The sequence below is a fragment of the Uruburuella testudinis genome (assembly GCF_022870865.1).
GTDB lineage: Bacteria > Pseudomonadota > Gammaproteobacteria > Burkholderiales > Neisseriaceae > Neisseria > Neisseria testudinis.
Genome location: NZ_CP091508.1, coordinates 1,864,054 through 1,889,925, shown reverse-complemented (window position 1 = coordinate 1,889,925; position 25,872 = coordinate 1,864,054). Strand labels below are relative to the sequence as shown.

18 protein-coding genes and 1 tRNA gene are annotated in these 25,872 nt (G+C 53.4%); 10 read left to right on the top strand and 9 right to left on the bottom strand.

Features of this window, described 5'->3' with window-relative positions:
• Positions 1 to 15: 15 nt before the first annotated feature.
• On the bottom strand, positions 16 to 1,539 hold the full coding sequence (locus LVJ83_RS08605; RefSeq protein ID WP_244784104.1) for a fumarate hydratase: 1,524 nt from the start codon (positions 1,537 to 1,539) through the stop codon (positions 16 to 18).
• Between the two features lie 547 nt (positions 1,540 to 2,086).
• On the opposite strand from LVJ83_RS08605, the gene LVJ83_RS08600 reads away from it, so the two are divergent.
• The 4 genes from LVJ83_RS08600 to LVJ83_RS08585 all read left to right on the top strand — a co-directional run bounded on the left by LVJ83_RS08600 (position 2,087) and on the right by LVJ83_RS08585 (position 7,196).
• Positions 2,087 to 2,734, top strand: coding sequence for a 4Fe-4S dicluster domain-containing protein (locus tag LVJ83_RS08600; RefSeq protein ID WP_244784108.1), 648 nt, complete (start codon positions 2,087 to 2,089; stop codon positions 2,732 to 2,734).
• Positions 2,734 to 4,371, top strand: coding sequence for an FAD-binding protein (locus LVJ83_RS08595; RefSeq protein ID WP_244784107.1), 1,638 nt, complete (start codon positions 2,734 to 2,736; stop codon positions 4,369 to 4,371). The genes LVJ83_RS08600 and LVJ83_RS08595 overlap by 1 nt, the downstream gene beginning before the upstream one ends.
• Positions 4,358 to 5,608, top strand: a complete 1,251-nt coding sequence (locus tag LVJ83_RS08590; RefSeq protein ID WP_244784106.1) for a complex I 51 kDa subunit family protein — start codon at positions 4,358 to 4,360, stop codon at positions 5,606 to 5,608. Before LVJ83_RS08595 ends, LVJ83_RS08590 begins: the two co-directional genes overlap by 14 nt.
• Before the next feature lie 130 nt (positions 5,609 to 5,738).
• On the top strand, positions 5,739 to 7,196 hold the full coding sequence (locus LVJ83_RS08585) for a DASS family sodium-coupled anion symporter (protein ID WP_244784105.1): 1,458 nt from the start codon (positions 5,739 to 5,741) through the stop codon (positions 7,194 to 7,196).
• A gap of 455 nt (positions 7,197 to 7,651) precedes the next feature.
• Here the strand turns inward: LVJ83_RS08585 and LVJ83_RS08580 are convergent, their stop codons facing one another.
• The gene (locus LVJ83_RS08580) at positions 7,652 to 9,175 is read right to left on the bottom strand and encodes a fumarate hydratase (protein ID WP_244784104.1); all 1,524 of its coding nucleotides are present in this window, start codon (positions 9,173 to 9,175) and stop codon (positions 7,652 to 7,654) included.
• Positions 9,176 to 9,408: 233 nt separating this feature from the next.
• On the opposite strand from LVJ83_RS08580, the gene trkA reads away from it, so the two are divergent.
• Positions 9,409 to 10,809: a Trk system potassium transporter TrkA gene (gene trkA / locus LVJ83_RS08575; protein WP_244784103.1), complete on the top strand. Its 1,401-nt coding sequence runs from the start codon at positions 9,409 to 9,411 to the stop codon at positions 10,807 to 10,809.
• A gap of 215 nt (positions 10,810 to 11,024) precedes the next feature.
• On the opposite strand, the gene LVJ83_RS08570 is transcribed toward trkA, so the two are convergent.
• Entirely contained in the window at positions 11,025 to 12,185 is a 1,161-nt protein-coding gene (locus tag LVJ83_RS08570; protein WP_244784102.1) for a polyamine ABC transporter substrate-binding protein, read from the bottom strand.
• A 228-nt stretch (positions 12,186 to 12,413) separates the two neighbouring features.
• On the opposite strand from LVJ83_RS08570, the gene alaS reads away from it, so the two are divergent.
• The 3 genes from alaS (at position 12,414) to LVJ83_RS08555 (ending at position 17,476) form a co-directional block, all read left to right on the top strand.
• The gene (gene alaS / locus LVJ83_RS08565) at positions 12,414 to 15,038 is read left to right on the top strand and encodes an alanine--tRNA ligase (protein WP_244784101.1); all 2,625 of its coding nucleotides are present in this window, start codon (positions 12,414 to 12,416) and stop codon (positions 15,036 to 15,038) included.
• Positions 15,039 to 15,381: 343 nt separating this feature from the next.
• The gene (locus tag LVJ83_RS08560) at positions 15,382 to 15,993 is read left to right on the top strand and encodes an MlaC/ttg2D family ABC transporter substrate-binding protein (protein WP_244784100.1); all 612 of its coding nucleotides are present in this window, start codon (positions 15,382 to 15,384) and stop codon (positions 15,991 to 15,993) included.
• A gap of 385 nt (positions 15,994 to 16,378) precedes the next feature.
• Positions 16,379 to 17,476: a hypothetical protein gene (locus LVJ83_RS08555; protein WP_244784099.1), complete on the top strand. Its 1,098-nt coding sequence runs from the start codon at positions 16,379 to 16,381 to the stop codon at positions 17,474 to 17,476.
• Between the two features lie 162 nt (positions 17,477 to 17,638).
• Here LVJ83_RS08555 and serS read toward each other — a convergent pair whose 3' ends face one another.
• From serS to LVJ83_RS08525, 6 genes are all read right to left on the bottom strand, one after another.
• Positions 17,639 to 18,934 carry a serine--tRNA ligase gene (serS, locus tag LVJ83_RS08550; protein WP_244784098.1) on the bottom strand — a complete coding sequence of 432 codons (1,296 nt, stop codon included), beginning with the start codon at positions 18,932 to 18,934 and terminating at the stop codon, positions 17,639 to 17,641.
• Between the two features lie 259 nt (positions 18,935 to 19,193).
• A complete protein-coding gene (locus LVJ83_RS08545; protein WP_425315997.1) occupies positions 19,194 to 20,315 on the bottom strand; it encodes an S-(hydroxymethyl)glutathione dehydrogenase/class III alcohol dehydrogenase in 1,122 nt (373 codons plus the stop codon).
• Positions 20,316 to 20,556: 241 nt separating this feature from the next.
• Positions 20,557 to 20,763 carry a (2Fe-2S)-binding protein gene (locus tag LVJ83_RS08540; protein WP_244784097.1) on the bottom strand — a complete coding sequence of 69 codons (207 nt, stop codon included), beginning with the start codon at positions 20,761 to 20,763 and terminating at the stop codon, positions 20,557 to 20,559.
• 313 nt (positions 20,764 to 21,076) lie between these two features.
• Positions 21,077 to 21,152, bottom strand: a tRNA-Asn gene (locus LVJ83_RS08535).
• Positions 21,153 to 21,730: 578 nt separating this feature from the next.
• Positions 21,731 to 23,185, bottom strand: coding sequence for a S41 family peptidase (locus LVJ83_RS08530; protein WP_244784096.1), 1,455 nt, complete (start codon positions 23,183 to 23,185; stop codon positions 21,731 to 21,733).
• A 153-nt stretch (positions 23,186 to 23,338) separates the two neighbouring features.
• Positions 23,339 to 24,658, bottom strand: a complete 1,320-nt coding sequence (locus tag LVJ83_RS08525; protein WP_244784095.1) for a murein hydrolase activator EnvC family protein — start codon at positions 24,656 to 24,658, stop codon at positions 23,339 to 23,341.
• 147 nt (positions 24,659 to 24,805) lie between these two features.
• Between LVJ83_RS08525 and LVJ83_RS08520 the strand changes: the two genes are divergently transcribed.
• Together LVJ83_RS08520 and ruvX are read left to right on the top strand one after the other, a co-directional pair.
• Entirely contained in the window at positions 24,806 to 25,351 is a 546-nt protein-coding gene (locus LVJ83_RS08520; RefSeq protein ID WP_244784094.1) for a YqgE/AlgH family protein, read from the top strand.
• Positions 25,344 to 25,808: a Holliday junction resolvase RuvX gene (ruvX, locus tag LVJ83_RS08515; RefSeq protein WP_244784093.1), complete on the top strand. Its 465-nt coding sequence runs from the start codon at positions 25,344 to 25,346 to the stop codon at positions 25,806 to 25,808. Before LVJ83_RS08520 ends, ruvX begins: the two co-directional genes overlap by 8 nt.
• Positions 25,809 to 25,872: the final 64 nt, after the last annotated feature.

Sequence of the window (25,872 nt, the reverse complement as noted above, 5' to 3'; positions counted from 1 at the left end):
AAAGTCAGCTCAAGCTTACGCTTCCACCGGAATAATGCCGATTTTAGCCTGCCATTGTTTCGGCGCAATCGCATGCACGGATGTGCCGCTGCTGTCGACCGCCACGGTAACCGGCATATCTTTCACTTCAAATTCATAAATCGCTTCCATGCCCAATTCGGGGAAGGCCACGACTTTGGCTTCTTTAATCGCTTTGGCCACCAGATAAGCCGAGCCGCCGACTGCCATCAGATACACGGCGTTGTTGTCGGCAATCGCTTTGCAGGCTTCGGCACCGCGTTCCGATTTGCCGATCATGCCCAAGAGGCCGGTTTGTTCGAGCATTTGGCGGGTGAATTTGTCCATGCGGGTGGCGGTGGTGGGGCCGGCGGGGCCGACTACTTCGTCGCGCACGGGGTCGACGGGGCCGACGTAATAGATGATTTTGTCGGTAAAGTCGACCGGCAGTTTTTCGCCTTTATTGAGCATATCGACCATGCGTTTGTGCGCGGCATCGCGGCCGGTGTAGATTTTGCCGTTGAGCAGCAACACGTCGCCGGTTTTCCATTGCGCCACGTCGGCTTTGCTGATTTCGTCGACATTGACGCGGATGCCGTTATCCGGGCTGTAGGTGATATCAGGCCAGTCGTCGAGCGAGGGCGGGGTGAGTTCGACGGGGCCGGAACCGTCTAATTCGAATTCTACGTGGCGGGTGGCGGCGCAGTTGGGAATCATCGCCACCGGTTTGCCGGCTGCGTGGGTGGGGTAGTCGAGGATTTTGACATCCAACACGGTGGTCAGGCCGCCCAAACCTTGAGCGCCGATGCCCAGTGCGTTTACTTTTTCATACAGCTCCAAGCGCAGGGCTTCTACGGCGGAAAGCTCGGCGCCCGATGCTGCTTTGTCTTGCAGCTCTTGAATGTCGACATGGCTCATCAGCGATTCTTTCGCCAGCAGCATGGCTTTTTCAGGCGTGCCGCCGATGCCGATGCCCAAAATGCCGGGCGGACACCAACCGGCGCCCATGGTGGGGATGGTTTTCAATACCCAGTCGACAATGGAATCGGAAGGGTTGAGCATGGCCAGCTTGGATTTGTTTTCCGAGCCGCCGCCTTTGGCTGCGCAAGTGACTTCGACTTTGTCGCCGGCCACGATTTCCATGTGCACCACGGCGGGGGTGTTGTCTTTGGTGTTGATGCGTTTGCCGGCGGGGTCGGCCAATACCGAAGCGCGCAAGGTGTTGTCGGGATGGGTGTAGGCGCGGCGCACGCCTTCGTTGACCATCTCTTGCACGCTCATTTGCGCATTCCACTGCACATTCATGCCCACTTTGAGAAACACGGTGGCGATGCCGGTGTCTTGGCAGATGGGGCGGTGGCCTTCGGCACACATGCGGCTGTTGACGAGGATTTGGGCCATGGCGTCTTTAGCGGCGGGATTTTGTTCTTTTTCCCACGCGCGGGTGAGCGCCTGAATGTAGTCGACGGGGTGGTAGTAGCTGATGAATTGGAAGGCATCGGCGATGCTTTGGATGAAGTCTTCTTGTCGGATGACGGTCATGGTGGGTTCCTTGGGTAATGGCGCGTTCAGACGGCCTTATTTGTGGGGTAATCAGGTTTGCAAGTTATAAAATTACAAAAATGTTTCATTTTTGTCAGAAAATAGCAGTATTAATTTGATTTAGATTAAATCAGCTTCATTATCTGAAACTAAGCAACAAAATAATCAACCTGGTATGCATTTTTAAAAATTTCTATTTAAATCATATGGATATTTTTATTTTTGTGTTTGTTTTTAAAAATTCATCATTAAATTTAATAAAAATTCATCTCATTTTTATACTCAATATTGAATATTTAATTGATGAAAAACATTGGGTTAAGTGTTTATTTAACATTTATTTTCACAAGGTGCAGGCAGATGCTTTTTTGTGCCGAAATATTCCGATTTATCTGGCTGCAAGGCAATTTCTGATAAAATTTCATTGTTGCATGATTGTTGATTTACATAATAAATTTGATAACCATTATCTGGTTTGTCGGAAAACAACATGACAACGGCCGACAACACAACTCCAATCCACACCAAATCGTTTTAGGATGAGCATATGAGCAATGAATTATACAAATTGGTCATCGACGGGCATGAAGTTGAAGCTTCGCCGGAATCTTCCATTATTCAGGCTTACGCCCGCGCAGGTAATGCCATTACCGCCAATGTAGGCTGTATGGGGCAGGGCGTTTGCGGCTCTTGCCGCTGCCTGATCCGCAAAGAGGGCGAGCGCGAGGTGACGACTGCGCTGGCTTGTGAAACCAAAATCGAGCCGGGCATGCAGGTAAGCTTTGTTGATTATTTTATGCCCGAGCACGTGCATTATTATGATGTAGACGAAGTGGGCGACGGCTGGAACTGGCTTGATGACACCGCCCGTATTTTTCCTGAAGCTTCGCATTGCCGCCATTGCAGCGGTTGCGACCGCTCATGCCCGAAAGGCCTGCATGTGCAGGATGGCGTTGCGCAGGTGGTGGCCGGTGATTTTGTGGCCGCAGCAGCAACATTCGATGAATGCGTGATGTGCAATTTATGCACATTGGCCTGCCCCGAAAATATCCGCCCCAACCATTTGGGTTTGTTTGCCCGCCGCATGAAAGCTGCACGCACACTGCGTCCGATTGATTTGATGCGCCGTTTACAGCAGATCGATAACGGCGCGATGAGTGTAGACATCCATGCAACTGCCGGGGAGGCGCACTAATGAATACCGAACGTCAAGGCGTGGATTACGCCCAAGCACTGCAAACTCTGCGCACCTCTGCGTTGGAAATGCGCAATGATTTGCCGGCCAAAGAAATATTGTTACAAGATTATCATCCTGATTATGGTGCCGATGCGCGCATCACCTTGCCGGTGGGCGCCAACGCAGGCGAATTTTGTCATCCCGATTTAGCCAAATTGCTGCTGAGCCGCCCGTTGATTGATGATTTCAATCTGGCCGGTGCGCTGCAAATGAATACCGATGTGCTGATTATCGGCGGCGGCGGTGCCGGTGCGGCGGCAGCATTAACCGCCGCCGAAGCCGGTGCGGATGTGGTGATGGCCAACAAACTGCGTATCGGCGACAGCAATACGGTGATGGCCGAAGGCGGTATTCAGGCGGCCGTGGGCGAGGAAGACAGCCTGCAACGCCATTTTGAAGACACCGTAAAAGGTGGCCACCATGCTGCCGATAAAGCGCTGGTGGCGCAAATGGTTACCGACGGCCCCGCCGCCATCCGCTGGTTGATCGGCCTGGGCATGAATTTTGATTTGGCGGCCGGCTCCGACAATAACGGCCGCTTGCAGCGCAAACGCGCCGGCGGCACCACCACGCCGCGTGTATTGTGTTACCGCGATTTTACCGGCTTGGAAATGATGCGCGTATTGCGTGAAGCCGTGGAATTGGAGCGCAATATTACTCAGCTGAACCGTTGCCCGGCCATCGAATTGCTTTCAGACGAGCATGGCCGTTGTGTGGGTGCGGTGCTGTATGATTTGGAGCGCCGCAAATTGCTGATGGTGCATGCCAAATCAGTGGTATTGGCCACCGGCGGCAGCGGCCGCTTGCATTTGCAGGATTTTGCAACATCGAATCATTATGGCGCCACGGCCGACGGCTTGGTGATGGCTTACCGCATGGGCGCGAAGCTGCGCGATGTGGATTCGTTCCAATACCACCCCACCGGTGTGGCGCATCCGCCGCACCTGGCCGGGGCGCTGATTTCTGAAGCCGTCCGTTCGGCGGGCACGCATTTGGTTAACGGCTTGGGCGAACGTTTTGTCGACGAATTGCAGCCGCGTGATGTGGTGGCGGCGGCTATTTTGCGCGAGTGTGCCGAAGGCCGCGGCGTGTTGCGCGATGGCCAGGTTGGTGTGTTTTTGGATACGCCGCGCTTGATTGCCAAAGATCCCGATGTGTTAAAACGCTTGGTTTCGCTGGCACATGTGGCACACAAATGCGGCATCAATCCGGCAGAAGAACCGCTGCTGATTCATCCGACCCTGCATTACCAAAACGGCGGTATGCTGATTGACGGCAACGGCCAGTCTACCGTGCCGGGCTTGTATGGCGCCGGCGAAGTCACCGGCGGCATTCACGGGCGTAACCGTCTGATGGGTAATGCGTTGCTCGATATTATCAGCTTCGGCCGCCGTGCCGGCGAGGCAGCGGCACAAACCGGCCTGCCTTTGAAAAAAGCCCGCGGCGGTATTTCACATGTTTATAAATTACAGCGCGAGCTGACCCGTGCCGGCATTCAAAGCGAAGGCAAAGCGCCGGTGCTTTACCCCGATTATGGTCGGTTTGATTTGCGCGAACACGCCGGTATTCAGGAGAATGCTCATGCAAAAGCTTAATCAATTATTATTACATCCTTCCCGCCTGGTGGGCGCAGATTTGGCTGCTTGGATAAATGTAGGCGGCGGGGAAGGTCTGCTGGCGGCACTGGAAAATCCGCAAGCCATTGTGGCCACTTTGCAGGAATCCGGCTTGGGCGGCATGGGCGGGGCGGGCTTTCCCACTTGGCGCAAATGGGAGGCTGCGGTAAACGCTGCCACCACCAACGGCGGCCGTTATGTGGTGTGCAATGCCAATGAAGACGAGCCGGGCACATTTAAAGACCGCTATCTGTTGGAACACACGCCGCATCAAGTGATTGAGGGCATTTTGATTGCCGCGGCGGCTACCCGGGCCAACCATGCGATTCTGTATGTTAACCCGCATCAGAAAGAATCGATTGCCGCACTTACCGCCGCGATTCCGCAATGGCAGGCGCATGAATTGTTTAAAAAACTGGAGGCGCACGTGGGCGCACCGGTTAATCTGCAATTGGTACCCACTTCCGGCCGCTATATCGGCGGTGAAGAAACTGCGGTGATTTCATGGCTGAACGGCGGCTTTCCGTTTCCGCGCCGTAAACCGCCGTATCCTGCCGAAAGCGGCGTCAACGACGATCCGACGCTGATTAACAACACCGAAACTTTTGCCAATGTGCCGCATATTATCCGCAATGGTGCGCAGTGGTATCGTGATTTGGGCATCGGCGAGGCTGCGGGCACCAAGCTTTATTCGCTCTCAGGCGATGTGTTAAATCCGGGCTTGTATGAGCTGCCGATGGGCACCACGCTGCAATCGCTGATTTTCGATTACGGCGGCGGCATGTTGGAGGGGCGCGCGTTTAAAGCCGTGTTTACCGGCGGCCCTTCCAATACTTTGCTCACCGCTGCCGATTTGGATGTGCCGCTGGATTTCACATCGGTGCGCGCCCGTCATTCCAGCCTCGGCACCGGCGCCATGATTGTGATTTCGGAAGGCACCAGCGTGGTGCGTAAAGTGTCTGAATACGTAGAATTTTTTGCCGCCAATTCCTGCGGACAATGCCCGCCCTGCAAAAGCGGCACATTCCAGTTGGCCCGTTTGATTGACCGTGTCGACAGCGGCGTGGCTTCTGCCGATGATTTGCGTGCGCTGGAAAATCTGTGTCAGATTCTGCCCGGCAGCGGTCGCTGCGGCTTGATTGACGGCGCGGTAACTGTGTTGAAAAGCTCGTTACGCACGTTTCCGGAAGAATACGGCTTGCCGGCACAACAATAATACACGCTGCCGATCCGGCAGCCCGCTACCCGCAAATCCGGCAACTGCCCGATTTGCGGGGAACTGCATTCTATTGATATGCATATGAAATAAAAAAATTCTTTTATCAATACCTGGGAGGTATATTGTTATGGGCTTTAAACCGATTCCTACTGCTGTCTCGGTCGTGTTGGCGCTGCTTATCTGGTTCGCCATTCCGGTGCCGGAGGGTGTTACGCCGGAAGCTTGGCATCTGCTGGCATTGTTTGTGGGTGTGGTGGCTGCCATTATCGGCAAAGCCATGCCGATTGGTGCGGTGGCCATGATTGCCATCACGCTGGTGGCCTTGAGCGGCGTAACCAGCGACAACCCTGCGCAAGCAGCCAGAGATGCTTTGAGCAGCCTGAATCATCCGCTGATTTGGATGATCGGCGTGGCCATTATGATTTCGCGCGGGTTGCTGAAAACCGGCTTGGGCATGCGTTTCGGCTATATGTTTATCGCGATTTGGGGCAAGCGCACCATCGGTATCGCCTACAGCCTGGCGATTTCCGACCTGATGCTGGCACCGATTACGCCGAGCAACACCGCCCGCGGCGGTGCCATTGTGCACCCGGTGATGCGGGCGATTGCCACCAGCTTTGAATCCGAGCCGGAAAAGGGCACCGAAAACCGTATGGGCAAATATCTGGCGCTGGTGAATTATCATGCCAATATTATTTGTTGTTCCATGTTTATCACTGCCACCGCCCCCAATCCGCTGGTGGTGGAGTTGATTGCCAAAGCCACTGATTCGCAGATTTCGATTTCGTGGGGCACTTGGGCGCTGGCGATGCTGGTGCCGGGTTTGCTGGCATTGTTTGTGATGCCGTTGATTCTTTACTGGATGTATCCGCCCGAAATCAAGAAAACCCCGAATGCTACCCAGTTTGCCAAAGAGCGTTTGCGTGAAATGGGGCCGATGAGCCGCGGCGAATGGATTATGCTGGTGATTTTTGCCCTGCTGCTGGCGCTGTGGGCAGGGATTCCGGCCATGATTTTGGGCGACGCTTGGGCGGTTAATGCCACCACCACTGCGTTTATCGGCCTTTCATTGTTGTTAATCAGCGGTGTGCTGACCTGGGATGAAGTGCTGAAAGAAAAAAGCGCATGGGATACCATTACCTGGTTTGCCGCGCTGGTGATGATGGCAACGTTTCTGAACAAGCTCGGCCTGATTGCCTGGTTTTCCGGCCTGTTGGAAAGCAGTATTTCCGGCTTGGGCCTCAATTGGGTGGCCGGTTGCAGCCTGCTGATGCTGGCTTATCTCTACGCACATTATATGTTTGCCAGCGGCACCGCCCACGTAACCGCTATGTTCGGCGCGTTTTACGCTGCCGGTTTGGCGCTGGGCGCACCGCCGATGCTGTTTGCTCTGATGATGGCGGCCGCTACTTCTATCATGATGTCGCTGACCCATTATGCATCAGGCTCTTCGCCGGTGATTTTCGGTTCGGGTTATGTAAACATGAAAGAGTGGTGGAAAGCCGGTTTTCTGATGAGCTTGTTTGAATTGCTGGTATTCGGCACCGTAGGCCTGATGTGGTGGAAAGCTTTGGGCTATTGGTAAGCTTCGGCATAGCTGATTGAAATGGAGTAAAGGCCGTCTGAAAAGCATTGTCTTTCAGACGGCCTGATGTTGAATAATCAGATTTCTTCGTTATCGGTAACCCAAGCGGTTCGGCTATATATTTCGGCCATAACAAGGCCGTCTGAAACCTGATTTATGGTTTTCAGACGGCCTCGGTTTATCTTATTAATATCAATTCAAGTTAATACCCATTTAAGCAGAAAGTGTGCGGGCGGAGCTGACGCTATGCTGGCGTTGCCAACCGTTAGCAGCAATTCTATCGAAGAAAGGCCGTCTGAAATGTGAACGGCACGTTCACGGGTTTCAGACGGCCTTTGCCGGCGTATTGATAGATTCGACAATTTAATTCTAAAAATTTCTCTTTTTAAACAATTGGATTGATTTAAAAGTGGAGTGGTTCAATTGCCGTTTCTATAGCTAAAGTCAGCTCAAGCTTACGCTTCCACCGGAATAATGCCGATTTTAGCCTGCCATTGTTTCGGCGCAATCGCATGCACGGATGTGCCGCTGCTGTCGACCGCCACCGTAACCGGCATATCTTTCACTTCAAATTCATAAATCGCTTCCATGCCCAATTCGGGGAAGGCCACGACTTTGGCTTCTTTAATCGCTTTGGCCACCAGATAAGCCGAGCCGCCGACTGCCATCAGATACACGGCGTTGTTGTCGGCAATCGCTTTGCAGGCTTCGGCACCGCGTTCCGATTTGCCGATCATGCCCAAGAGGCCGGTTTGTTCGAGCATTTGGCGGGTGAATTTGTCCATGCGGGTGGCGGTGGTGGGGCCGGCGGGGCCGACTACTTCGTCGCGCACGGGGTCGACGGGGCCGACGTAATAGATGATTTTGTCGGTAAAGTCGACCGGCAGTTTTTCGCCTTTATTGAGCATATCGACCATGCGTTTGTGCGCGGCATCGCGGCCGGTGTAGATTTTGCCGTTGAGCAGCAACACGTCGCCGGTTTTCCATTGCGCCACGTCGGCTTTGCTGATTTCGTCGACATTGACGCGGATGCCGTTATCCGGGCTGTAGGTGATATCAGGCCAGTCGTCGAGCGAGGGCGGGGTGAGTTCGACGGGGCCGGAGCCGTCTAATTCGAATTCTACGTGGCGGGTGGCGGCGCAGTTGGGAATCATCGCCACCGGTTTGCCGGCTGCGTGGGTGGGGTAGTCGAGGATTTTGACATCCAACACGGTGGTCAGGCCGCCCAAACCTTGAGCGCCGATGCCCAGTGCGTTTACTTTTTCATACAGCTCCAAGCGCAGGGCTTCTACGGCGGAAAGCTCGGCGCCCGAGGCTGCTTTGTCTTGCAGCTCTTGAATGTCGACATGGCTCATCAGCGATTCTTTCGCCAGCAGCATGGCTTTTTCAGGCGTGCCGCCGATGCCGATGCCCAAAATGCCGGGCGGACACCAACCGGCGCCCATGGTGGGGATGGTTTTCAACACCCAGTCGACAATGGAATCGGAAGGGTTGAGCATGGCCAGCTTGGATTTGTTTTCCGAGCCGCCGCCTTTGGCCGCGCAAGTGACTTCCACTTTGTCGCCGGCCACGATTTCCATGTGCACCACGGCGGGGGTGTTGTCTTTGGTGTTGATGCGTTTGCCGGCGGGGTCGGCCAATACCGAAGCGCGCAAGGTGTTGTCGGGATGGGTGTAGGCGCGGCGCACGCCTTCGTTGACCATCTCTTGCACGCTCATTTGCGCATTCCACTGCACATTCATGCCCACTTTGAGAAACACGGTGGCGATGCCGGTGTCTTGGCAGATGGGGCGGTGGCCTTCGGCACACATGCGGCTGTTGACGAGGATTTGGGCCATGGCGTCTTTAGCGGCGGGATTTTGTTCTTTTTCCCACGCGCGGGTGAGCGCCTGAATGTAGTCGACGGGGTGGTAGTAGCTGATAAATTGGAAGGCATCGGCGATGCTTTGGATGAAGTCTTCTTGTCGGATGACGGTCATGGTGGGTTCCTTGGGTAGTGGCGCGTTCAGACGGCCTTATTGTGGCGGCTCCGAAATGCTGCGGCCAAAGCGGGCATAGCCGTGGTATTCGGAGGCTTTTTACATATTGTGTACAGTATTTTAATCAGTTTGCCTGCCGGCTGTACACAAATAAATCAGGCCGTCTGAAACGGTGCGGCTGCCGCAGAGTTGGTTTACAATACAAGCTGTTTATTTTCAGACGGCATGCAAACGTGAAAATTTTGATACTCGGCAGCGGCCAGGTCGGCTCGACCGTGGCGCACAATCTGGCGGCCATACCCAATAACGATGTTACCATTATCGATATCGACGAGAATGCTTTGCGCAATTTGGGCAGCAAGCTCGATGTGCAGACCTTGGTCGGCAACGGTGCATCACCGGTGGTGTTGGAACGGGCGGGCGCCGGTGATGCTGATTTGATACTGGCGCTGACCCGCAGCGATGAAACCAATCTGGTGGCCTGCAAAATTGCGGCCGACTGGTTCAATATTCCCAGCCGGCTGGCGCGGGTGCGCTCTACCGATTATGTTGAATTCGGTTCGGAAGAGGCAGACATCGAAAACAGCCTGGCGCTGTTTGAAATTACAGAATCCATCAGCCCCGAGCAGCTGGTTACCGAACGGCTGGCCGGCCTGCTCAACTATACCAGCGCTTTGCAAGTGCTGCGTTTTGCCGAAGATAAAGCCAAAATGGTGATTGTGCAGGCGCACAAAGGCGGGCTGCTGGTGAATAAAGAAATTTCGCAGATCAACCGCCATCTGCCTGAGGGCGTCGATTGCCAAATCAGCGCCATCTACCGCAACAACCGCCTGATTGTGCCCTCGGCGCAGACGGTGATTATCGAGGGCGACGAAGTGTGTTTTGTGGCGGCTGCCAATAATGTGCAGGCGATTATGCGCGAATTGCGCCCGCTGGAGCAGCGCACCCGCAAAGTGATGATTGCCGGCGGCGGCAATATCGGCTACCGGTTGGCCAAACAGATGGAAAGTAAAGTCGATATCAAGATTATCGAATACAACCCCGGCAGAGCCGAATGGCTGGCCGAACATCTCGACAACGCCTTGGTGCTCAACGGCTCGGCCACTGATGAAAGCTTGCTGACTGAAGAATACATTGATGAAATCGATGTGTTTTGCGCACTTACCAACGATGATGAAAATAATATTATGTCGAGCCTGCTGGCAAAAAATCTGGGAGCCAAGCGCGTGATTGCGATTGTTAACCGCTCCAGCTATGTGGATTTGCTCGAAGGCAATAAAATCGATATCGTGGTGTCGCCGCACTTGGTGACCATCGGCTCGATTTTGGCGCATATCCGCCGCGGCGATGTGGTGGCGGTGCACCCGCTGCGGCGCGGTGCGGCAGAGGCGATTGAAGTGGTGGTGCACGGCGATGTGAAAACTTCGGCGTTGGTCGGCCGCCGCGTATCCGAAATCAATTGGCCGCAAGGTTGCCATTTTGCCGCACTGGTGCGCGGAAAAGAGGTGATTATGGGGCATAAGGAAGATGCGGTGATGGCTGATGGCGACCATATTATTTTCTTTGTGTCGCGCCGCCGTGTGTTGCGTGAATTAGAAAAGCTGATTCAGGTAAAAATGGGCTTTTTCGGTTGAGTTTTGCAAACAGCGGAAAGCTTGACGACAGCCGCGCTTAAGGCCTTGCCGTACTGTTTGCCTGTTATCAAACCGGCATGAAATACAGGCAGACATCTCAAAAATATTCATGTTTGGCCGTGCCGTTATGATAAAAAAACGGATGAAAGAAAAGGCCGTTTGAAAACAATTTGTTTCAGACGGCCTGATTGATAATGATGGCGATCGTGTGCCGCTTATTTGCCGGCTTTGATGCCCTGCCACTGGCGCACCATAAATTTCAGGCTTTCAGGCTCGATAGGCACCATAATGAAGCTGTTGGCCATGTCTTCATCGCTGGGGAATACAGTGTTGTCGTCGCGGTATTCGGCATCCATCAGCGCGCGTGCGGGCAGGCTGGCGGGGGCGTAGGTTACGTAATTGCCGTTTTTAGCGGCGACTTCGGGTGCGAGACTTTCGTTGATGTAGCGGTGGGCGTTGAGCAGATTGGCTGCATCGTGCGGAATCACATACGAATCGATCCAGATGCCCACGCCTTCTTTCGGCATCATCACCCGGATTTTCTCTTTGCCGCCGCTTTCTTCGGCGCGGCGTTTGGCGATGTTCAAATCACCGCCGAAGCCGATGGTGACGCAGGTGTCGCCGCGGGCGAGGTCGTCGATAAAGCCCGATGAGGTGAAGCGTTTGATATTCGGGCGGTTTTGTTTGAGCAAATCGGTGGCGGCTTTGATGTCGTCCAGATTGCTGCTGTTGGGGTTTTTGCCCATATAGTTGAGCACCATCGGGTAGATTTCGGCGGCGCTGTCGAGATAGCTGATGCCGCATTGTTTCAGCTTGGCGGTGTATTCGGGATTGAACACCAAATCCCATTGGTTATCAGGCAAAGTGTCGCTGCCGAGCGCTTTTTTCACACGTTCGGTGTTGATGGCAAAGGTGTTGGTGCCCCAGAAAAAAGGCACGGCATAATCGTTGCCCGGGTCGACTTCCTGCATCAGCGCTAAAAGCTTGGGGTTGATGTTTTTATAATTGGTAATCAGGCTTTTATCAAGTTTTTGATAGGCGCCGGCTTTGATTTGGCGGCCGATAAAGGCATTGGAAGGGCCGGCGATGTCGTAGCCGGATTTGCCGGAAAGCACTTTGGCTTCCAAGGCTTCATCGCTGTCGTACACATCGTAAGTCACTTTAACGCCGTATTTTTTTTCGAAATCGGCGATGGTTTCAGGGTCGACATAATCCGACCAGTTGTAGATTTTCAGAGAGGCCGTTTCGGGCAGGGCGGCGGCCGGTGCGCCTTCGGATGCGGAAGCCGCGGCGCTTGGGGGTTTTTCGTTCGACTTGTCGCCGCAAGCCGAAAGTGCCAGCACCACAAGGCCGAGTAATGATAATTTTTTAACCATTATGATTCCTTATGTGAAAAGTGGGTTGGAAAACTTTGCAAACCCGCCGTGTGTTGAGGCAACACGGGCTTTCGGGTTTCAGCAAAGTATAAAGCACAGGCATGGATTTGGGTAGGCGGCGGCGCAGTTTTGCGGTAAGATACCAAAGATTTTATTTTGCTTTTTCAGACGGCCTTTGCGAGTGTGTTGAGGCCGTCTGAAAAACGTTTAACCTACATAGAAAATATTATGAAAACCGCTGAATTACGCCAAAAATTCTTGAAATTCTTTGAAAGCAAAGGCCATCAGATTGTGCCTTCCTCATCGTTGGTGCCGCACGACGACCCCACGCTGCTGTTTACCAACGCCGGCATGAACCAGTTTAAAGACGTGTTTCTCGGTTTCGACAAACGCGCTTACAGCCGCGCCACTACCGCGCAAAAATGCGTGCGCGCCGGCGGCAAACACAACGATTTGGAAAACGTGGGCTACACCGCCCGCCACCATACTTTCTTTGAAATGATGGGCAATTTCAGCTTTGGCGATTATTTCAAAAAAGATGCCATTCATTTTGCTTGGGAATTCCTCACATCGCCCGAGTGGCTTAATCTGCCGAAAGAAAAACTGCTCGCCACCGTGTATGCCGATGATGATGAAGCCTACAATATCTGGTTGAACGAAATCGGTATGCCGTCTGAAAAAATCATCCGCATCGGCGACAACAAAGGCGAGCGCTATGCTTCCGACAATTTCTGGCAAATGGGCGACACCGGCCCTTGCGGCCCCTGTTCGGAAATTTTCTACGACCACGGCGACCACATTTGGGGCGGCCCGCCGGGAAGCGCCGAAGAAGACGGCGACCGCTTTATCGAAATCTGGAACTGCGTATTTATGCAGTTCAACCGCGACGAGAGCGGCACCATGAATCCGCTGCCCAAGCCGAGCGTAGATACCGGCATGGGCTTGGAGCGTATGGCGGCAGTGATGCAGCATGTGCACGCCAACTATGAAATCGATCTGTTTCAAAACCTGCTCAAAGCCGCCGCGCGCGAAACAGGCGTTGAATTCAGCATGGAAATCCCCAGCCTGAAAGTGATTGCCGACCACATCCGCGCCTGCTCGTTTCTGATTGCAGACGGCGTATTGCCGAGCAACGAAGGCCGCGGCTACGTGTTGCGCCGCATCATCCGCCGCGCCGTGCGCCACGGCTACAAACTCGGCCAAAAACAAGCCTTTTTCTATAAGCTGGTGAAAGATTTGGTGGCGGAAATGGGCGCAGCCTATCCCGAATTGCAAGAAAAACAAAGCCAAATTGCAGAAGCGCTCAAAAACGAAGAAACCCGGTTTGCGCAAACGCTGGAAACCGGTATGGCCTTGTTGGAAGAAGCTTTGCAAGGCGGCGTGCAAAAACTCGACGGCGTCGTGATTTTCAAACTTTACGACACTTACGGCTTCCCCTACGACCTCACCGCTGACATTTGCCGCGAGCGCAATATCGACATGGACGAAGCAGGATTCGAGCGCGAAATGGAAGCACAGCGCACCCGCGCCCGTGCCGCACAAAGCTTTAAAGCCAACGCCCAACTGACGTATGAAGGTTGTGATACCGAATTCAAAGGCTACAGCGAGCGCCAAACCGAAGCCACCATAGTTGCTTTGTATAAAGACGGCGAGCCGGTCAACACGCTGGAAGAAGGCGACAGCGGCGCAGTGGTGATTGATTTTACGCCGTTTTATGCCGAAAGCGGCGGCCAGGTGGGCGATGTCGGCTACATTTTCAGCGGCGACAAGCGTTTTGAAGTGCGCGATACCCAAAAAATCAAGGCTGCCGTTACCGGCCAGTTTGGTATTCTCGTTTCAGGCCGTCTGAACGTGGGCGATGCCGTTACCGCCAAAATCGACAACGATGTGCGCAACGCCAATATGCGCAACCACAGCGCCACCCACCTGATGCACCGCGCCCTGCGCGATGTGCTCGGCACCCATGTCGAACAAAAAGGCTCGCTGGTAACTGCCGAGCTGACCCGCTTCGATATTTCCCATCCGCAAGCCGTAACGGCCGAAGAAATTGCCGAAGTCGAGCGTCGCGTGAATGCCGCCATTCTCGCCAACGTGGCCGTGGATGCGGCTGTGATGAGCATGGAAGACGCGCAAAAAGCCGGCGCGATGATGCTGTTTGGCGAAAAATACGGCGACGAAGTGCGCGTGTTGAAAATGGGCGATTTCTCCACTGAACTCTGCGGCGGCACCCACGTTGCCCGCACCGGCGATATCGGCCTGTTTAAAATTATCAGCGAAGGCGGTATCGCCGCCGGCATCCGCCGCCTCGAAGCCATCACCGGCCTGAATGCTTTGCAGTGGGCGCAAAATCAAGAGCGTTTGGTGCGCGACATCATCGGCGAAGTAAAAGCGCAAACCGAAAAAGACGTGCTCGCCAAAATTCAGGCCAACGCCGCCCAAACCAAAGCGCTGGAAAAAGCCTTGTCGCAAGCCAAAAGCGAGTTGGCCGTATATGCCGCGGCCAAACTGCTCGATAACGCCCAAGACCTCGCCGGCGCCTCGCTGGTAGTCGCCCAAATCGATGCCGAAGCAGGCGCATTGCGCGATATCGTGACCGACCTCACCGGCAAATCTGATCAAGCCGTGGTGCTGCTGGCTGCGGTAAATACAGGCAAAGTCTCCCTCTGCGCCGGTGTATCGAAACCGCTTACCGCCAAAGTGAAAGCGGGCGACTTGGTGAAATTTGTTGCCGAGCAAATCGGCGGCAAAGGCGGCGGCCGTCCTGATTTGGCGCAAGCAGGCGGCACCGATGCCGATAAACTGCCGCAGGCGCTGGCCAGCGTGAACGACTGGGTTAACGGCAAGCTGGCTTGATTGACCACTTTTTGATTAAACTACAGGCCGTCTGAAACCTTTTCAGATGGCCTGTAGTTTTTGTCAATATTGTTGAAACAACAGAGTTGAACGTAAACAGTTGAAAGTGATAAACATAGATTTAGCCTTTAAATCGTGGATAGGGCCCTTGCCTACACGGTTGGGGTGAATGATTGATGAGTGAGTATCTCAAGGCCGTCTGAAAATGGATTTCAGACGGCCTGTGCTTTTTGCCGACAATTTGCAGGATTTAATCGCAGCTAACATGGATATATTGTTTAATAAAGTGTGTTTCAACCAAGCTGCCGGCGTATGGCGGCAAACAAGCAAGAGGGAGTTGTGAATGAATAAATTGATGGCGGCTTTGATGGCTGCGCCGATTGTGATGGCGGCACCGGCTGCAATGGCGGCGCAAACCACCCAGCATCCGGCGCAGGTGCAGTTTCAGCAGAATATGGATACGGTGTTGGCTGTGGCGCGCAACAAGCAGTTGAGCGAGGCGCAGAAGATTCAGCGCATCGAGCGCTATGCCGACCAATATTTGGATTACCAGCGTATTTCTGCGTTGGCCGTCGGCCTGCCGTGGCGCCAGTTCAGCGCCAAGCAGAAAACCGATTTTATCAGCGCGTTTAAAAACATGATGATCGGCATGTATTCCCACGCGGCTTTGATGGGCGCCGCTGATGCACAAGTGAAGCTGTTGCCCAAAATTGTCGACAGCGGCAATAACCGGGTGGAGGTGTTCACTGAAATCCGCACCGGCAGCGGCAATAAATATGAAGTGGGTTATCGGCTGTATAAAGTGGGTGCGGTGTATAAAATCTATGATATCCGGGTTGACGGCTCAAGCCTGGTTACGGTATACCGCAATCAGTTTAATGATTTAATCAAACAGCAGGGTGTTGACGGCACGATTGCCACATTGCGGTCGCGCGGTTTGAAAAAAGTGGAATAGTACTTTGTATTTTAAATGATATTAATGATGTTTAAGGCCGTCTGAAAAACAGTTTCAGACGGCCTTTTTGTGTTGATTGAAATCAAATTATTATCAAGATGATGTAATAAATATGACCATGATGCTTGACGTTGCTACCCAAACTAAATAGGATTACATACATTAATTTTAAAAAAATAAAATAACTTAAAAAACCGATTTGCTGTGTTTTCTCTTTTTTTTATCCGGCGTTGACATCGGTGTCATCGCGTATCTATATTGAAATGAAGAAGTGGCACAAGGCGCAGCCAACGCCGTAGCACCTTTTATTCATTTCACGATATATCGGTAAAAGCAGCAAAATGGATAATATTTTTAACAATGCCTTATCTGGAGATTGACCCGTATGAAACTGAAAAACACTTTGCCGTTGATGGTTGCCGCTTTGTTTCCGACAACGGCTTGGGCCGATAATACTGCTGCGGCGCTGGCTACTACTGATGATTATGTGAATGCCACTGTTGATCGGGCGTATGAAGATAAAAGCTTCTTTGACGACCGCTTTAAGGCTACCGGCACCATCCGCGCCCGTGTCGACAGCGGCGACATCAACAGCGCTTATGCCGGCAGCGCAGATCAGCCGCGCGATACGGCCAGCCATTTGAACGCGGATTTGTGGTTTTCGGCGCGCATTTACCATGATTGGCGGGCCGTGTTGCAGATTGAGCCGCAGATGGATTTGGAAACCGGCAAGATGAACGGCGACCATGATATTCCGATGAACAAGCTTTATGTCGAAGGCACGGTTTACGATAAAGTGAAAGCGCGCATCGGTAAATATGGCGCTTTCTCGTCTTACGGCCGTGTGTTGGATAATGAAGTTACCGGTGCCGAGCTTTTCTTTGATTACAAATATCCCACCAAAGTGGCCGTGGCGCGTGTGACCAAGCATCTGAATGATAATCCGTGGGGTGCCGAAGTGCGCCGTGAACCGATTGTGTATGCGCAAACGGTGATTCCGGTGGCTGAAAATGTTAATTTGGCCGGCACTGCTGTGTATCTGAAAAATGTCAAACGCCCGGGCGATTCGAGCAAAGATGCCGTGCTCGGCGAAATCGGTTTGGATGTGAAATTTAACGATGATTGGCGTTGGATGGCCGCCTACAGCCGCTCCAATATCGATAATGTGCGCGACAGCGCCGGCCGTAAAGCATCGCCGGACGGTGTGTTTACCGAGGTGAAATTTAAAAATGCCGATTGGGCGGTGCGCAATTCATATGATGTGTTTTTCAACCTGCGCCGGGTAGGTGCTATGTCGGGCATTTCGTCTGTAAACGATTACAGTAAAAACGTGCAGGGCGCGCAATTGGGGGTGGATTATATGCTGTGGAAAAACCTGAAATTGCAAACTTCTTATCTGCACGGCAAACAAGTGAATGCAACCGTGGGCGACAAGCGCCAAGATGTTAATGTGTTCCGTGCGCAGTTGGAATATGCGTTTTAGGGTGTTCTGATTATTCAGAATGATTCAGATTTTTTCGTGATAACATACAGATGCAAAGCGAAAAATATCCCTAAACCGAATGATTGCAATACCCTTATGGGGAAATGCAGAGGCCGTCTGAAATGATTCAGACGGCCTGTTTTTAATGATATGAAATAGCGTTTATTTTGCTTGCAGTTTGGTTACGCCGCCCATGTAGGGTTGCAGCGCGGCCGGGATGTTGATGCTGCCGTCGGCGTTTTGATGATTTTCCAACACGGCCACTAAAGTGCGGCCGACAGCAAGGCCGGAGCCGTTAAGGGTGTGCACGAGGCGGTTTTTGCCGTTTTCGTCTTTAAAGCGGGCTTTCATGCGGCGTGCTTGAAAGTCTTCACAGTTGGAGCAGCTGGAAATCTCGCGGTAAGTGTTTTGCGCGGGCACCCAGACTTCCAAATCGTAGGTCTTGGCGGCGCCGAAGCCCATGTCACCGGTGCAGAGGGTAATCACGCGGTAAGGCAGTTCCAACAATTGCAGAATTTTTTCGGCATGACCCACCATTTCTTCAAGGGCATCATAAGAAGCATCGGGGTGGGTGATTTGCACCATTTCCACTTTGTCAAACTGGTGTTGGCGGATAAGGCCGCGCACGTCTTTGCCGTAAGCGCCGGCTTCGGAGCGGAAGCAGGGCGAGTGGGCGGTTAATTTTAACGGCAGGGTGTCGGCAGCCAGAATGCTGTCGCGCACGGTGTTGGTGAGGGTAACTTCGGCGGTGGGAATCAGGTATTGAGTCAGCTTGCTTTCATCGCCGCCGCGGGTTACGTGGAACAAATCTTCGCCAAACTTGGGCAGCTGGCCGGTGCCGAAGAGGGTGCTGTCGTTCACAATATAAGGCGTGTAATGCTCGGTATAGCCGTGTTGCAGGGTATGGGTATCGAGCATGAATTGTGCCAGCGCGCGGTGCAGGCGGGCGATTTGGCCTTTCATCACGGTAAAGCGTGCGCCGGAAAGAGCTGCACCGGCTTCAAAATCCAGGCCGAGCGGTGCGCCCAAATCAACGTGATCCTGCACATCAAAGTCGAATACGCGCGGCGTGCCCACTTTGCGCACTTCGATGTTTTCACTTTCGTCTTTGCCTTGCGGCACACTTTCGTGCGGCAGGTTGGGGATGCCGGAGAGCCAGTGATCCAATTCTGCCTGCACTGCTTCGAAATCGGCGGCAGTTTGCTCCAGTTTTGCTTTAATCGCAGCCACTTCGGCCATGGCGGTTTCGGCTTCTGCATGTTTGCCTTGGCCTTTGAGTGCGCCGATTTGTTTGGACGTGCTGTTGCGCGCGGCTTGCAGCTCTTCAGTTTGCACTTGCAGCGCTTTGCGGCGCTCCTCGATGGCCTCGAAGCGGGCGGTATCAAAATCATAACCGCGCTCGGCCAGGCGGGCGGCAATCGCGGCGGTATTGTTGCGGAGCAATTGGATGTCTAACATTATGCTTTTCTCATTAAATCATGTGAAATCGGAATGGTGGTTATTGTAAACTAAATAGAAGGCCGTCTGAAAGATTTGTTTTCAGACGGCCTTCTATGGCTGTTTCATACCCATTCATAAAAGTAAGCTAACAAGGTGGTGAGCCGAAGACAGTGTAGTGAGTACGGCAAGGCGAGCCAACGCCGTTAGGTTATTTTTGTGAATGGGTATAAGCTGATGATCATGCGTGATGGCAGGTGGGTGCGGGTTTTGTTCAATTTCAATAATGAATCACGCTGCGTATCGATTTTCCTTCGTGCATCAAATCAAAAGCTTGGTTGATGTCTTCGAGCGGCATGGTGTGAGTGATGAAGTCGCTCAGGGCGAATTCGCCGTTCATGTATTGCGCGATAATGCCGGGCAATTCGCTGCGGCCTTTAACACCGCCGAAAGCCGAGCCGCGCCAAACACGGCCGGTAACCAGTTGGAAGGGGCGGGTGCTGATTTCCGCACCGGCAGGCGCCACGCCGATGATAACGCTTTCACCCCAGCCTTTATGGCAGCATTCGAGTGCGGCGCGCATAACTTCGACATTGCCGATGCATTCAAACGAATAATCCACTCCGCCATCGGTCATTTCAACCACCACATCTTGAATCGGCCGGTCGAAATCTTTGGGATTGATGCATTCGGTAGCGCCTAATTTTGTTGCCATGGCAAATTTGGTCGGGTTGGTATCAATACCGATAATACGGCTTGCGCCGCTCATTCGTGCACCGATAATGGCAGCCAGGCCGATGCCGCCCAAGCCGAAGATGGCTACCGTGTCGCCGCGCTTTACTTTGGCGGTATTCATCACCGCCCCCATGCCGGTGGTCACACCGCAACCGAGCAGGCAGACTTCTTCAAGCGGCGCTTCCGGTTGGATTTTTGCCAACGATACTTCGGCCACGACGGTGTATTCCGAAAACGTGGAACAGCCCATATAGTGATACACCGGCCGGCCGTTTTTAAAGAAACGCACCGTGCCGTCGGGCATCAGGCCTTTGCCTTGTGTGGCGCGCACGGCCGAGCAGAGGTTGGTTTTGCCGGAGGTGCAGAATTTGCATTCGCCGCATTCGGCGGTGTAGAGCGGAATCACATGGTCGCCGACGGCGACGCTGGTAACGCCTTCACCTACCGCCTCGACAATGCCTGCACCTTCATGGCCGAGTACGCAGGGAAACACACCTTCGCTGTCTTGCCCGCTCAGCGTGTAGGCATCGGTGTGGCAGACGCCGGTGGCAACAATGCGCACCAACACCTCGCCTTTTTGCGGCGGCATCAAATCCAGCTCTTCGATGGTTAAAGGTTGGTTGGGCGCCCAGGCAACGGCGGCGCGGGTTTTGATGTATTCCATCATAATTCCTTGTGCTGTGATTGATGTGGTTTGATGTGTGATACCCATGTGAAAACCATCCGGCTGCGTTGGCTTGCCGCATTGTTAGGATACTCTAGGGCACCCTAGCTTGTGGTCTGAATGGGTATGATATGCATAAAAACTATATCATAAATCACGCAGCCAGATTGATGATATCGGTAAAATCACACAGGCCGTCTGAAAAAACATTCAGACGGCCTGGTTGGAAATAGGGCGGATAAGGTCAGCTTTGTACGCGGATACCGGCAGTAATGGCGGTTTGGGTGTTTTGGTTGGCAGTGGTGAGATAAGAAGAGGCCAAATCGCTGCAACAGCCGCAACAAGTAGCCACGCCCAATTGTGCTTGCAAATCGCTCAATGTTGAGGCGCCGGCGGCAACGGTTTCTTGAATTTGGCGGTCGGTAATGGCATTGCAGATGCATACAAACATGGTGTGCTCCTAAAATAATGTGCTGCACTCATATAATGAGATTTAGTCTTATTCGTAGGTGTTAATATAAATACTAACGGTTATCATTGCAAGCATTGGATATGTAAATTATGGCGATAAATTTTGTTTTGATGTAATTTGCCATTTAATTTCAATTATGAAGCTGAAATTAGTGTGATTTATTGGTATTTGGTATTTGGCAGATTAGCCGTTGCGCTGAAAAGCTTGTTGTTGATTGTTTGTAATTAATCGGATGGGAAATGTTGGGAATGTAAAAAAGCCCGAACCGGTAGTTCGGGCTTTTTTATTGATTTGGCTCCCCGACCTGGGCTCGAACCAGGGACCTGCGGATTAACAGTCCGTCGCTCTACCGACTGAGCTATCAGGGAAGAAGCGTGTATTATAGCGGCGCGCTGGAAAGTGTCAATGCTTTGGCGGGTGCTTTTTAGCGGTTTGGTGGTAATGATTTGAATCGTAAAATAATTTATATCGGTATTGGCGGCTGTTGTGCTTTCATGTCTATTCTGAAAGCAATTTTCAGGCGTTATGCCCATTTACAAAAGTAGGCTAACCAAGGCAGCGAGCCGAAGACAGTACGACTAGGGCGTCCTGACCATTCATATATCATCATCTTTTTTGCGCTAAAAGCACATCTGCTGCGTTAAAAGCCTCGCAAAATGCCCAATCTTGCTGCGTTTTTTGCCTTGCATTTGTACTTTTATCGCAAAAAAATCTGAGTCATTCTGAATGGTTAGGACACCTTAGTGCGGCAAGGCGGGCCTGCGCTGTTAGGTAATTTTTGTGGTTGGGTATTATTCTGCTCCCGCTTTGCGGGTTGCGTATGTGTATTGTATTTGGTTTGCCGCCTGGTCGGCTGACGGATATAAACCAAGGCCGTCTGAACATTAGTTTGTTCAGACGGCCTCTTTACTACGGTTTGTTTCATTCGAAGCCAGGCAGAGTGGTTTTATTCGTCTGCTTTTTTATCTTCTTTTTTAGGTGCCGGTTTGGTGGTGGCCAGGCCGAGTGATTTTTGCCATTCGGCAGGGCTTTTCAGCAGCTCTAATGCTTTTCGGAGCTGGTCGTCTTTGGCCGGATTGGGTGTGCGGCGGGCGATAATGTCGTCTTCTTGCTCTTTATCGGTTTTTTCGTCGGCAGCCGGTGTTTCGGGCTCGAAGAAGCCACCGTTGACTTCACTGCCGCCGAGCGGGTTGCCGATATGGCCGAGCAAATCGGCTTCGCGGCTTTCAAACAGGCGGTTTTTGTCTTTGACTTCTACATCCGGTACGATGCCTTGCGCTTGAATGGAGCGGTCGTTGGGGGTGTAGTAAAGCGCGGTGGTGAGCTTGACGGCACTGCCGTTGGAAAGCGGCAACACGGTTTGCACCGAGCCTTTGCCGAAGCTCTGGGTGCCTACCACGACGGCGCGTTTGTGGTCTTGCAGTGCGCCGGCTACGATTTCGGAGGCGGAAGCGGAGCCGGAGTTAATCAATACGGTAATCGGGATGGTTTTCAGCTCGGCAGGCAGGCCGGAGAGCGGGTCGCGGCCGGAGCTGATCATATAGTCTTCGGGCACGGCTTTTAAGGTCATGCCGTCTTTGCCGTCACGGCCTTTGGTGCTGACCACGGTGGCGTCGGGCGGTAAAAAGGCGGCGGATACGCCTACGGCGCCGTTTAAGAGGCCGCCGGGGTCGTCACGCAAGTCGATGACCAGGCCGGTAAGCGGGCCTTTGTTTTCGGTTTCGAGCGCACGGGCGGCTTCGTTGAGCGCCTGCACGGTGCGTTCTTGAAACTGGCTGATGCGGATATAGCCGTAACCGGGCTCAAGCAGGTGGTGGCGGACGCTTTTTACTTTGATGATGGCGCGGGTGATTTTGATGACAATCGGTTTGTCGGCGTCTTTGCGTGAAAGGGTGAGGGTGATGTCGGTGCCGGGCTTGCCGCGCATGGTTTTCACTGCCTCGCTCACGCTCATGCCGCGTGTGGATGCGCCGTCGATTTTCACAATCAAATCGCCGCTTTTCACGCCGGCGCGTTCGGCGGGGGTGTCTTCAATGGGGGCAACCACTTTGATAAAGCCGTCTTCAGCGCCCACTTCCATGCCCAAGCCGCCGAATTCGCCGGTAGTGGATTCTTTCAGGTCGGCATAGTCTTTGCTGGTCATGTATTCGGAATGCGGATCAAGCCCGGCAACCATGCCTTTCATGGCGCCTTCGAGCAAGTCGTCATCAGATTTGTCTTGATAGTAATTGGCTTTAATCTGGCCGTATACTTCAGCCATGGTGCGGATCGACTGCACCGGCAAGGCTTGATCGGCTTGGTCTTTGCCGGCGGCATAACCTTGCACGCTCAAGCTGAGCAATACGCCGCTGAAAGCGCCAAGCGTGTAAAGGGCGACTTTTTTCAAAGTGGATTTTGCCATTGTTTTGCTTTCTCTTTCTTCTTGCCCAGGCTTTCAGACGGCCTGTGTTTGTGATTTCGGCACTTTATGTGATTTATCGGGGGCGGGCAACTGTATTCGGGTAAAAATATTGTTAACAGGTGTTCGGATGGTTAAGTTGAACAGCGATAGGGTTCAGCGCAGCCATGAGAGCGGGTTCATCGGCTGGCCGCGGTAGCGGATTTCCAGATAAAGCCCTTGTTCGCCCGTGGGCAGGCTGCCGCTGCGGCCGATGGTGCGGCCTGCGGCAATGTTGCTGCCCGCTGCGGCTGAAATGTTGCTCAGGCCGGAATAAACGCTGACATAGTCGTTGCCGTGGTCGATAACCACGATATTGCCGTAGCCGCTCAAAGGGCCGGTATGCGCTACGGTGCCGGCGGCAATGCTTTGCACCGCAGCGGGCGCGGTGGCAAAAAATACGCCTTTCCATGTGCCGCCGCCGGCGCGCGCTTGCCCGAAGCGGCCGTTGATGCTGCCGCCGATGGGGCGGCGCAAACGGCCTTGCATGGCACTGAAGCCGCTGTTGCCGACTTGAATTTCAGATGGCGGCTGCAATGCGCGGTCTTCGGCGGTGAGGGTGGAGCGGGGGGGGGGTGTTTTGGGTTTGGCAGTTTGCGCGCTGTTTTTGGCGTTTTGCTGCTTTTTGGCTTGTTCGGCGCGGGCTTTATTGGCGGCGGCAATGCGGGCTTGGGCGGCTTTTGTGCGCGCGGCGGCTTCTTGTTTGCGTTTTTGCGCGTTGCGTTTGGCGATATCGGCCAAGAGTGTGTTGAGCCGTTGTTCGTCGGCCCGCAGTGAGGCGATGCGTTTGGTTTGGTTTTCGATTTGGGCACTCAGCCGGCTGCTTTCGCTTTGTGCGGCAGAATGGCTGCGGCCGAGTTTGTTGAGTGCGGCTTGTTTCTGGGTTTTGAGTCGGTTGAGCCGTGCCAGTTCGCCGTCGATGGCACTTTCTTGCTGCGCCAGTGCCTGCTGTTGCTGCACCAGCTCGGCGATCACTTTTTCGTTGGCCTGATGGATGTAGCGGGCGTATTGCAGATAGCGCGCTTTTTGGCCGGGTTCGGCATTTTTTAAAAACAGCATCACGGCGTTGGGCTGGCGGTTTTTATAATGCCCGGCCAGCAACCGCGCCACTTGTGCTTTGGTGCCGGCCACTTCGGTTTTCAGACGGCCTAATTCGGTTTGCAGCGTTTGCAGTTTTTGCCAGGTATCACGCTGTTGGCGGTTGACGGCGGCCAGCTCTTGTTGTGCTTTGGCCAGCGCGGCGCGGGTTTGGTCGAGCGTTTGGCGGGCGTTTTTTTGGGCGGCCTGTTTTTCTTTCAGATCGCTTTGGGCGGCATTGATGGCTTTTTGGATTTCCTGCAAATCACCGGTAACCGGTGCGGCTCCGGCTTCGGGGGCGGCGGCAGCGGGGAAAGAAAGGCCTAGTGAAACGGCCAGCAGCAAGGGTTTGAACGGCATGGCGGTGCATCTGCTTAACGATTGGATGTGGTGATTATACTGGATTGGCAGGCCGTCTGAAACATTGCTGTCTGCCGGGCTTGCAGCGGCTTGTAAAAACGGTATTTGCCCTTATTTACGGTGCATTGACGAGAGAGATATTTTGATATGAATTTAGCAGACCATTTCTTGGTGGCAATGCCGTCGATGGACGACCCTTTTTTTGAGGGCAGTGTGATTTACATGTGCCAGCATAATGAAGAAGGGGCTATGGGCATTGTGGTCAACAAGCCTTCGCCGGTCACAATGGATTTGATTTTTGCGGCGGCCGATGCGGATATTCCCGAACGTTTTCAAAACGAATGGGTGATGATGGGCGGGCCGGTGCAGATTGACCGCGGCTATGTGGTGCATACGCCGGTGGGCTCGTGGCAGAGCAGCCTGCTGATTAATGACGAGGTGGCGCTCACCACTTCACGCGATATTATTGAAAGCCTGGCCAAGCCCGGTGCGGTAGAAAAAGCGGTGGTGAGTATCGGCTATGCCAGTTGGGAAGGCGGACAGCTGGAAAAAGAATTGGCACAAAATGCCTGGCTGACCGTGCCGGCGGATACCCATATTTTGTTTGATCTGCCTTATGCGCAGCGCTACGATGCCGCGTTTGCCAAAATCGGCATCAACCCCAATCTGTTGCAGGGAGCCGGCCGTGCATAAAGCGCCAACGGGCACGACACTGGCGTTTGATTTCGGCGAAGCGCGTATCGGCGTGGCCGAGGGCGATGCAGAAGTGGGCATTGTGCACCCGCTGGCGACGGTAAGCGGCCAGAATAATGAGGTAAAATTTGAAGCCATTGCCGTGTTGGTGCGCGAATGGCAGCCCCGGCAGTTGGTGGTGGGGCTGCCCACACATGCCGACGGCACCGAGCACGAGCTGACGCGCTTGAGCCGCAAATTCGGCCGTCGTCTGCACGGGCGTTTCAATCTGCCGGTGTATTGGGTGGACGAACGCATGTCGTCGTTATACGCCGAAAGCTTGCTGGCTGAAGCGCAGGTGTTTGGCAAAAAGCAAAAAACGGTGCTTGATCAGGTGGCGGCGCAGGCTATTTTGCAAGGTTTTTTTGACGGCGGCGCGGCGGAATATTTCAATGGCCGTGAAGAAGGGCAATCTTGATTTTGAGGCCGTCTGAAAGTATGCAGCAGCTTTTCAGACGGCCTTTATATGGGATGCCTATTGA

Coding starts and splice junctions, on each gene's coding strand:
- LVJ83_RS08540 (WP_244784097.1), bottom strand. CDS start 20,763: ATGTTTGTATGCATCTGCAATGCCATTACCGACCGCCAAATTCAAGAA.
- LVJ83_RS08570 (WP_244784102.1), bottom strand. CDS start 12,185: ATGGTTAAAAAATTATCATTACTCGGCCTTGTGGTGCTGGCACTTTCG.
- LVJ83_RS08530 (WP_244784096.1), bottom strand. CDS start 23,185: ATGGCAAAATCCACTTTGAAAAAAGTCGCCCTTTACACGCTTGGCGCT.
- LVJ83_RS08605 (WP_244784104.1), bottom strand. CDS start 1,539: ATGACCGTCATCCGACAAGAAGACTTCATCCAAAGCATCGCCGATGCC.
- LVJ83_RS08595 (WP_244784107.1), top strand. CDS start 2,734: ATGAATACCGAACGTCAAGGCGTGGATTACGCCCAAGCACTGCAAACT.
- alaS (WP_244784101.1), top strand. CDS start 12,414: ATGAAAACCGCTGAATTACGCCAAAAATTCTTGAAATTCTTTGAAAGC.
- LVJ83_RS08545 (WP_425315997.1), bottom strand. CDS start 20,315: ATGATGGAATACATCAAAACCCGCGCCGCCGTTGCCTGGGCGCCCAAC.
- LVJ83_RS08590 (WP_244784106.1), top strand. CDS start 4,358: ATGCAAAAGCTTAATCAATTATTATTACATCCTTCCCGCCTGGTGGGC.
- LVJ83_RS08520 (WP_244784094.1), top strand. CDS start 24,806: ATGAATTTAGCAGACCATTTCTTGGTGGCAATGCCGTCGATGGACGAC.
- LVJ83_RS08525 (WP_244784095.1), bottom strand. CDS start 24,658: ATGCCGTTCAAACCCTTGCTGCTGGCCGTTTCACTAGGCCTTTCTTTC.
- LVJ83_RS08600 (WP_244784108.1), top strand. CDS start 2,087: ATGAGCAATGAATTATACAAATTGGTCATCGACGGGCATGAAGTTGAA.
- serS (WP_244784098.1), bottom strand. CDS start 18,934: ATGTTAGACATCCAATTGCTCCGCAACAATACCGCCGCGATTGCCGCC.
- LVJ83_RS08580 (WP_244784104.1), bottom strand. CDS start 9,175: ATGACCGTCATCCGACAAGAAGACTTCATCCAAAGCATCGCCGATGCC.
- LVJ83_RS08585 (WP_244784105.1), top strand. CDS start 5,739: ATGGGCTTTAAACCGATTCCTACTGCTGTCTCGGTCGTGTTGGCGCTG.
- LVJ83_RS08555 (WP_244784099.1), top strand. CDS start 16,379: ATGAAACTGAAAAACACTTTGCCGTTGATGGTTGCCGCTTTGTTTCCG.
- LVJ83_RS08560 (WP_244784100.1), top strand. CDS start 15,382: ATGAATAAATTGATGGCGGCTTTGATGGCTGCGCCGATTGTGATGGCG.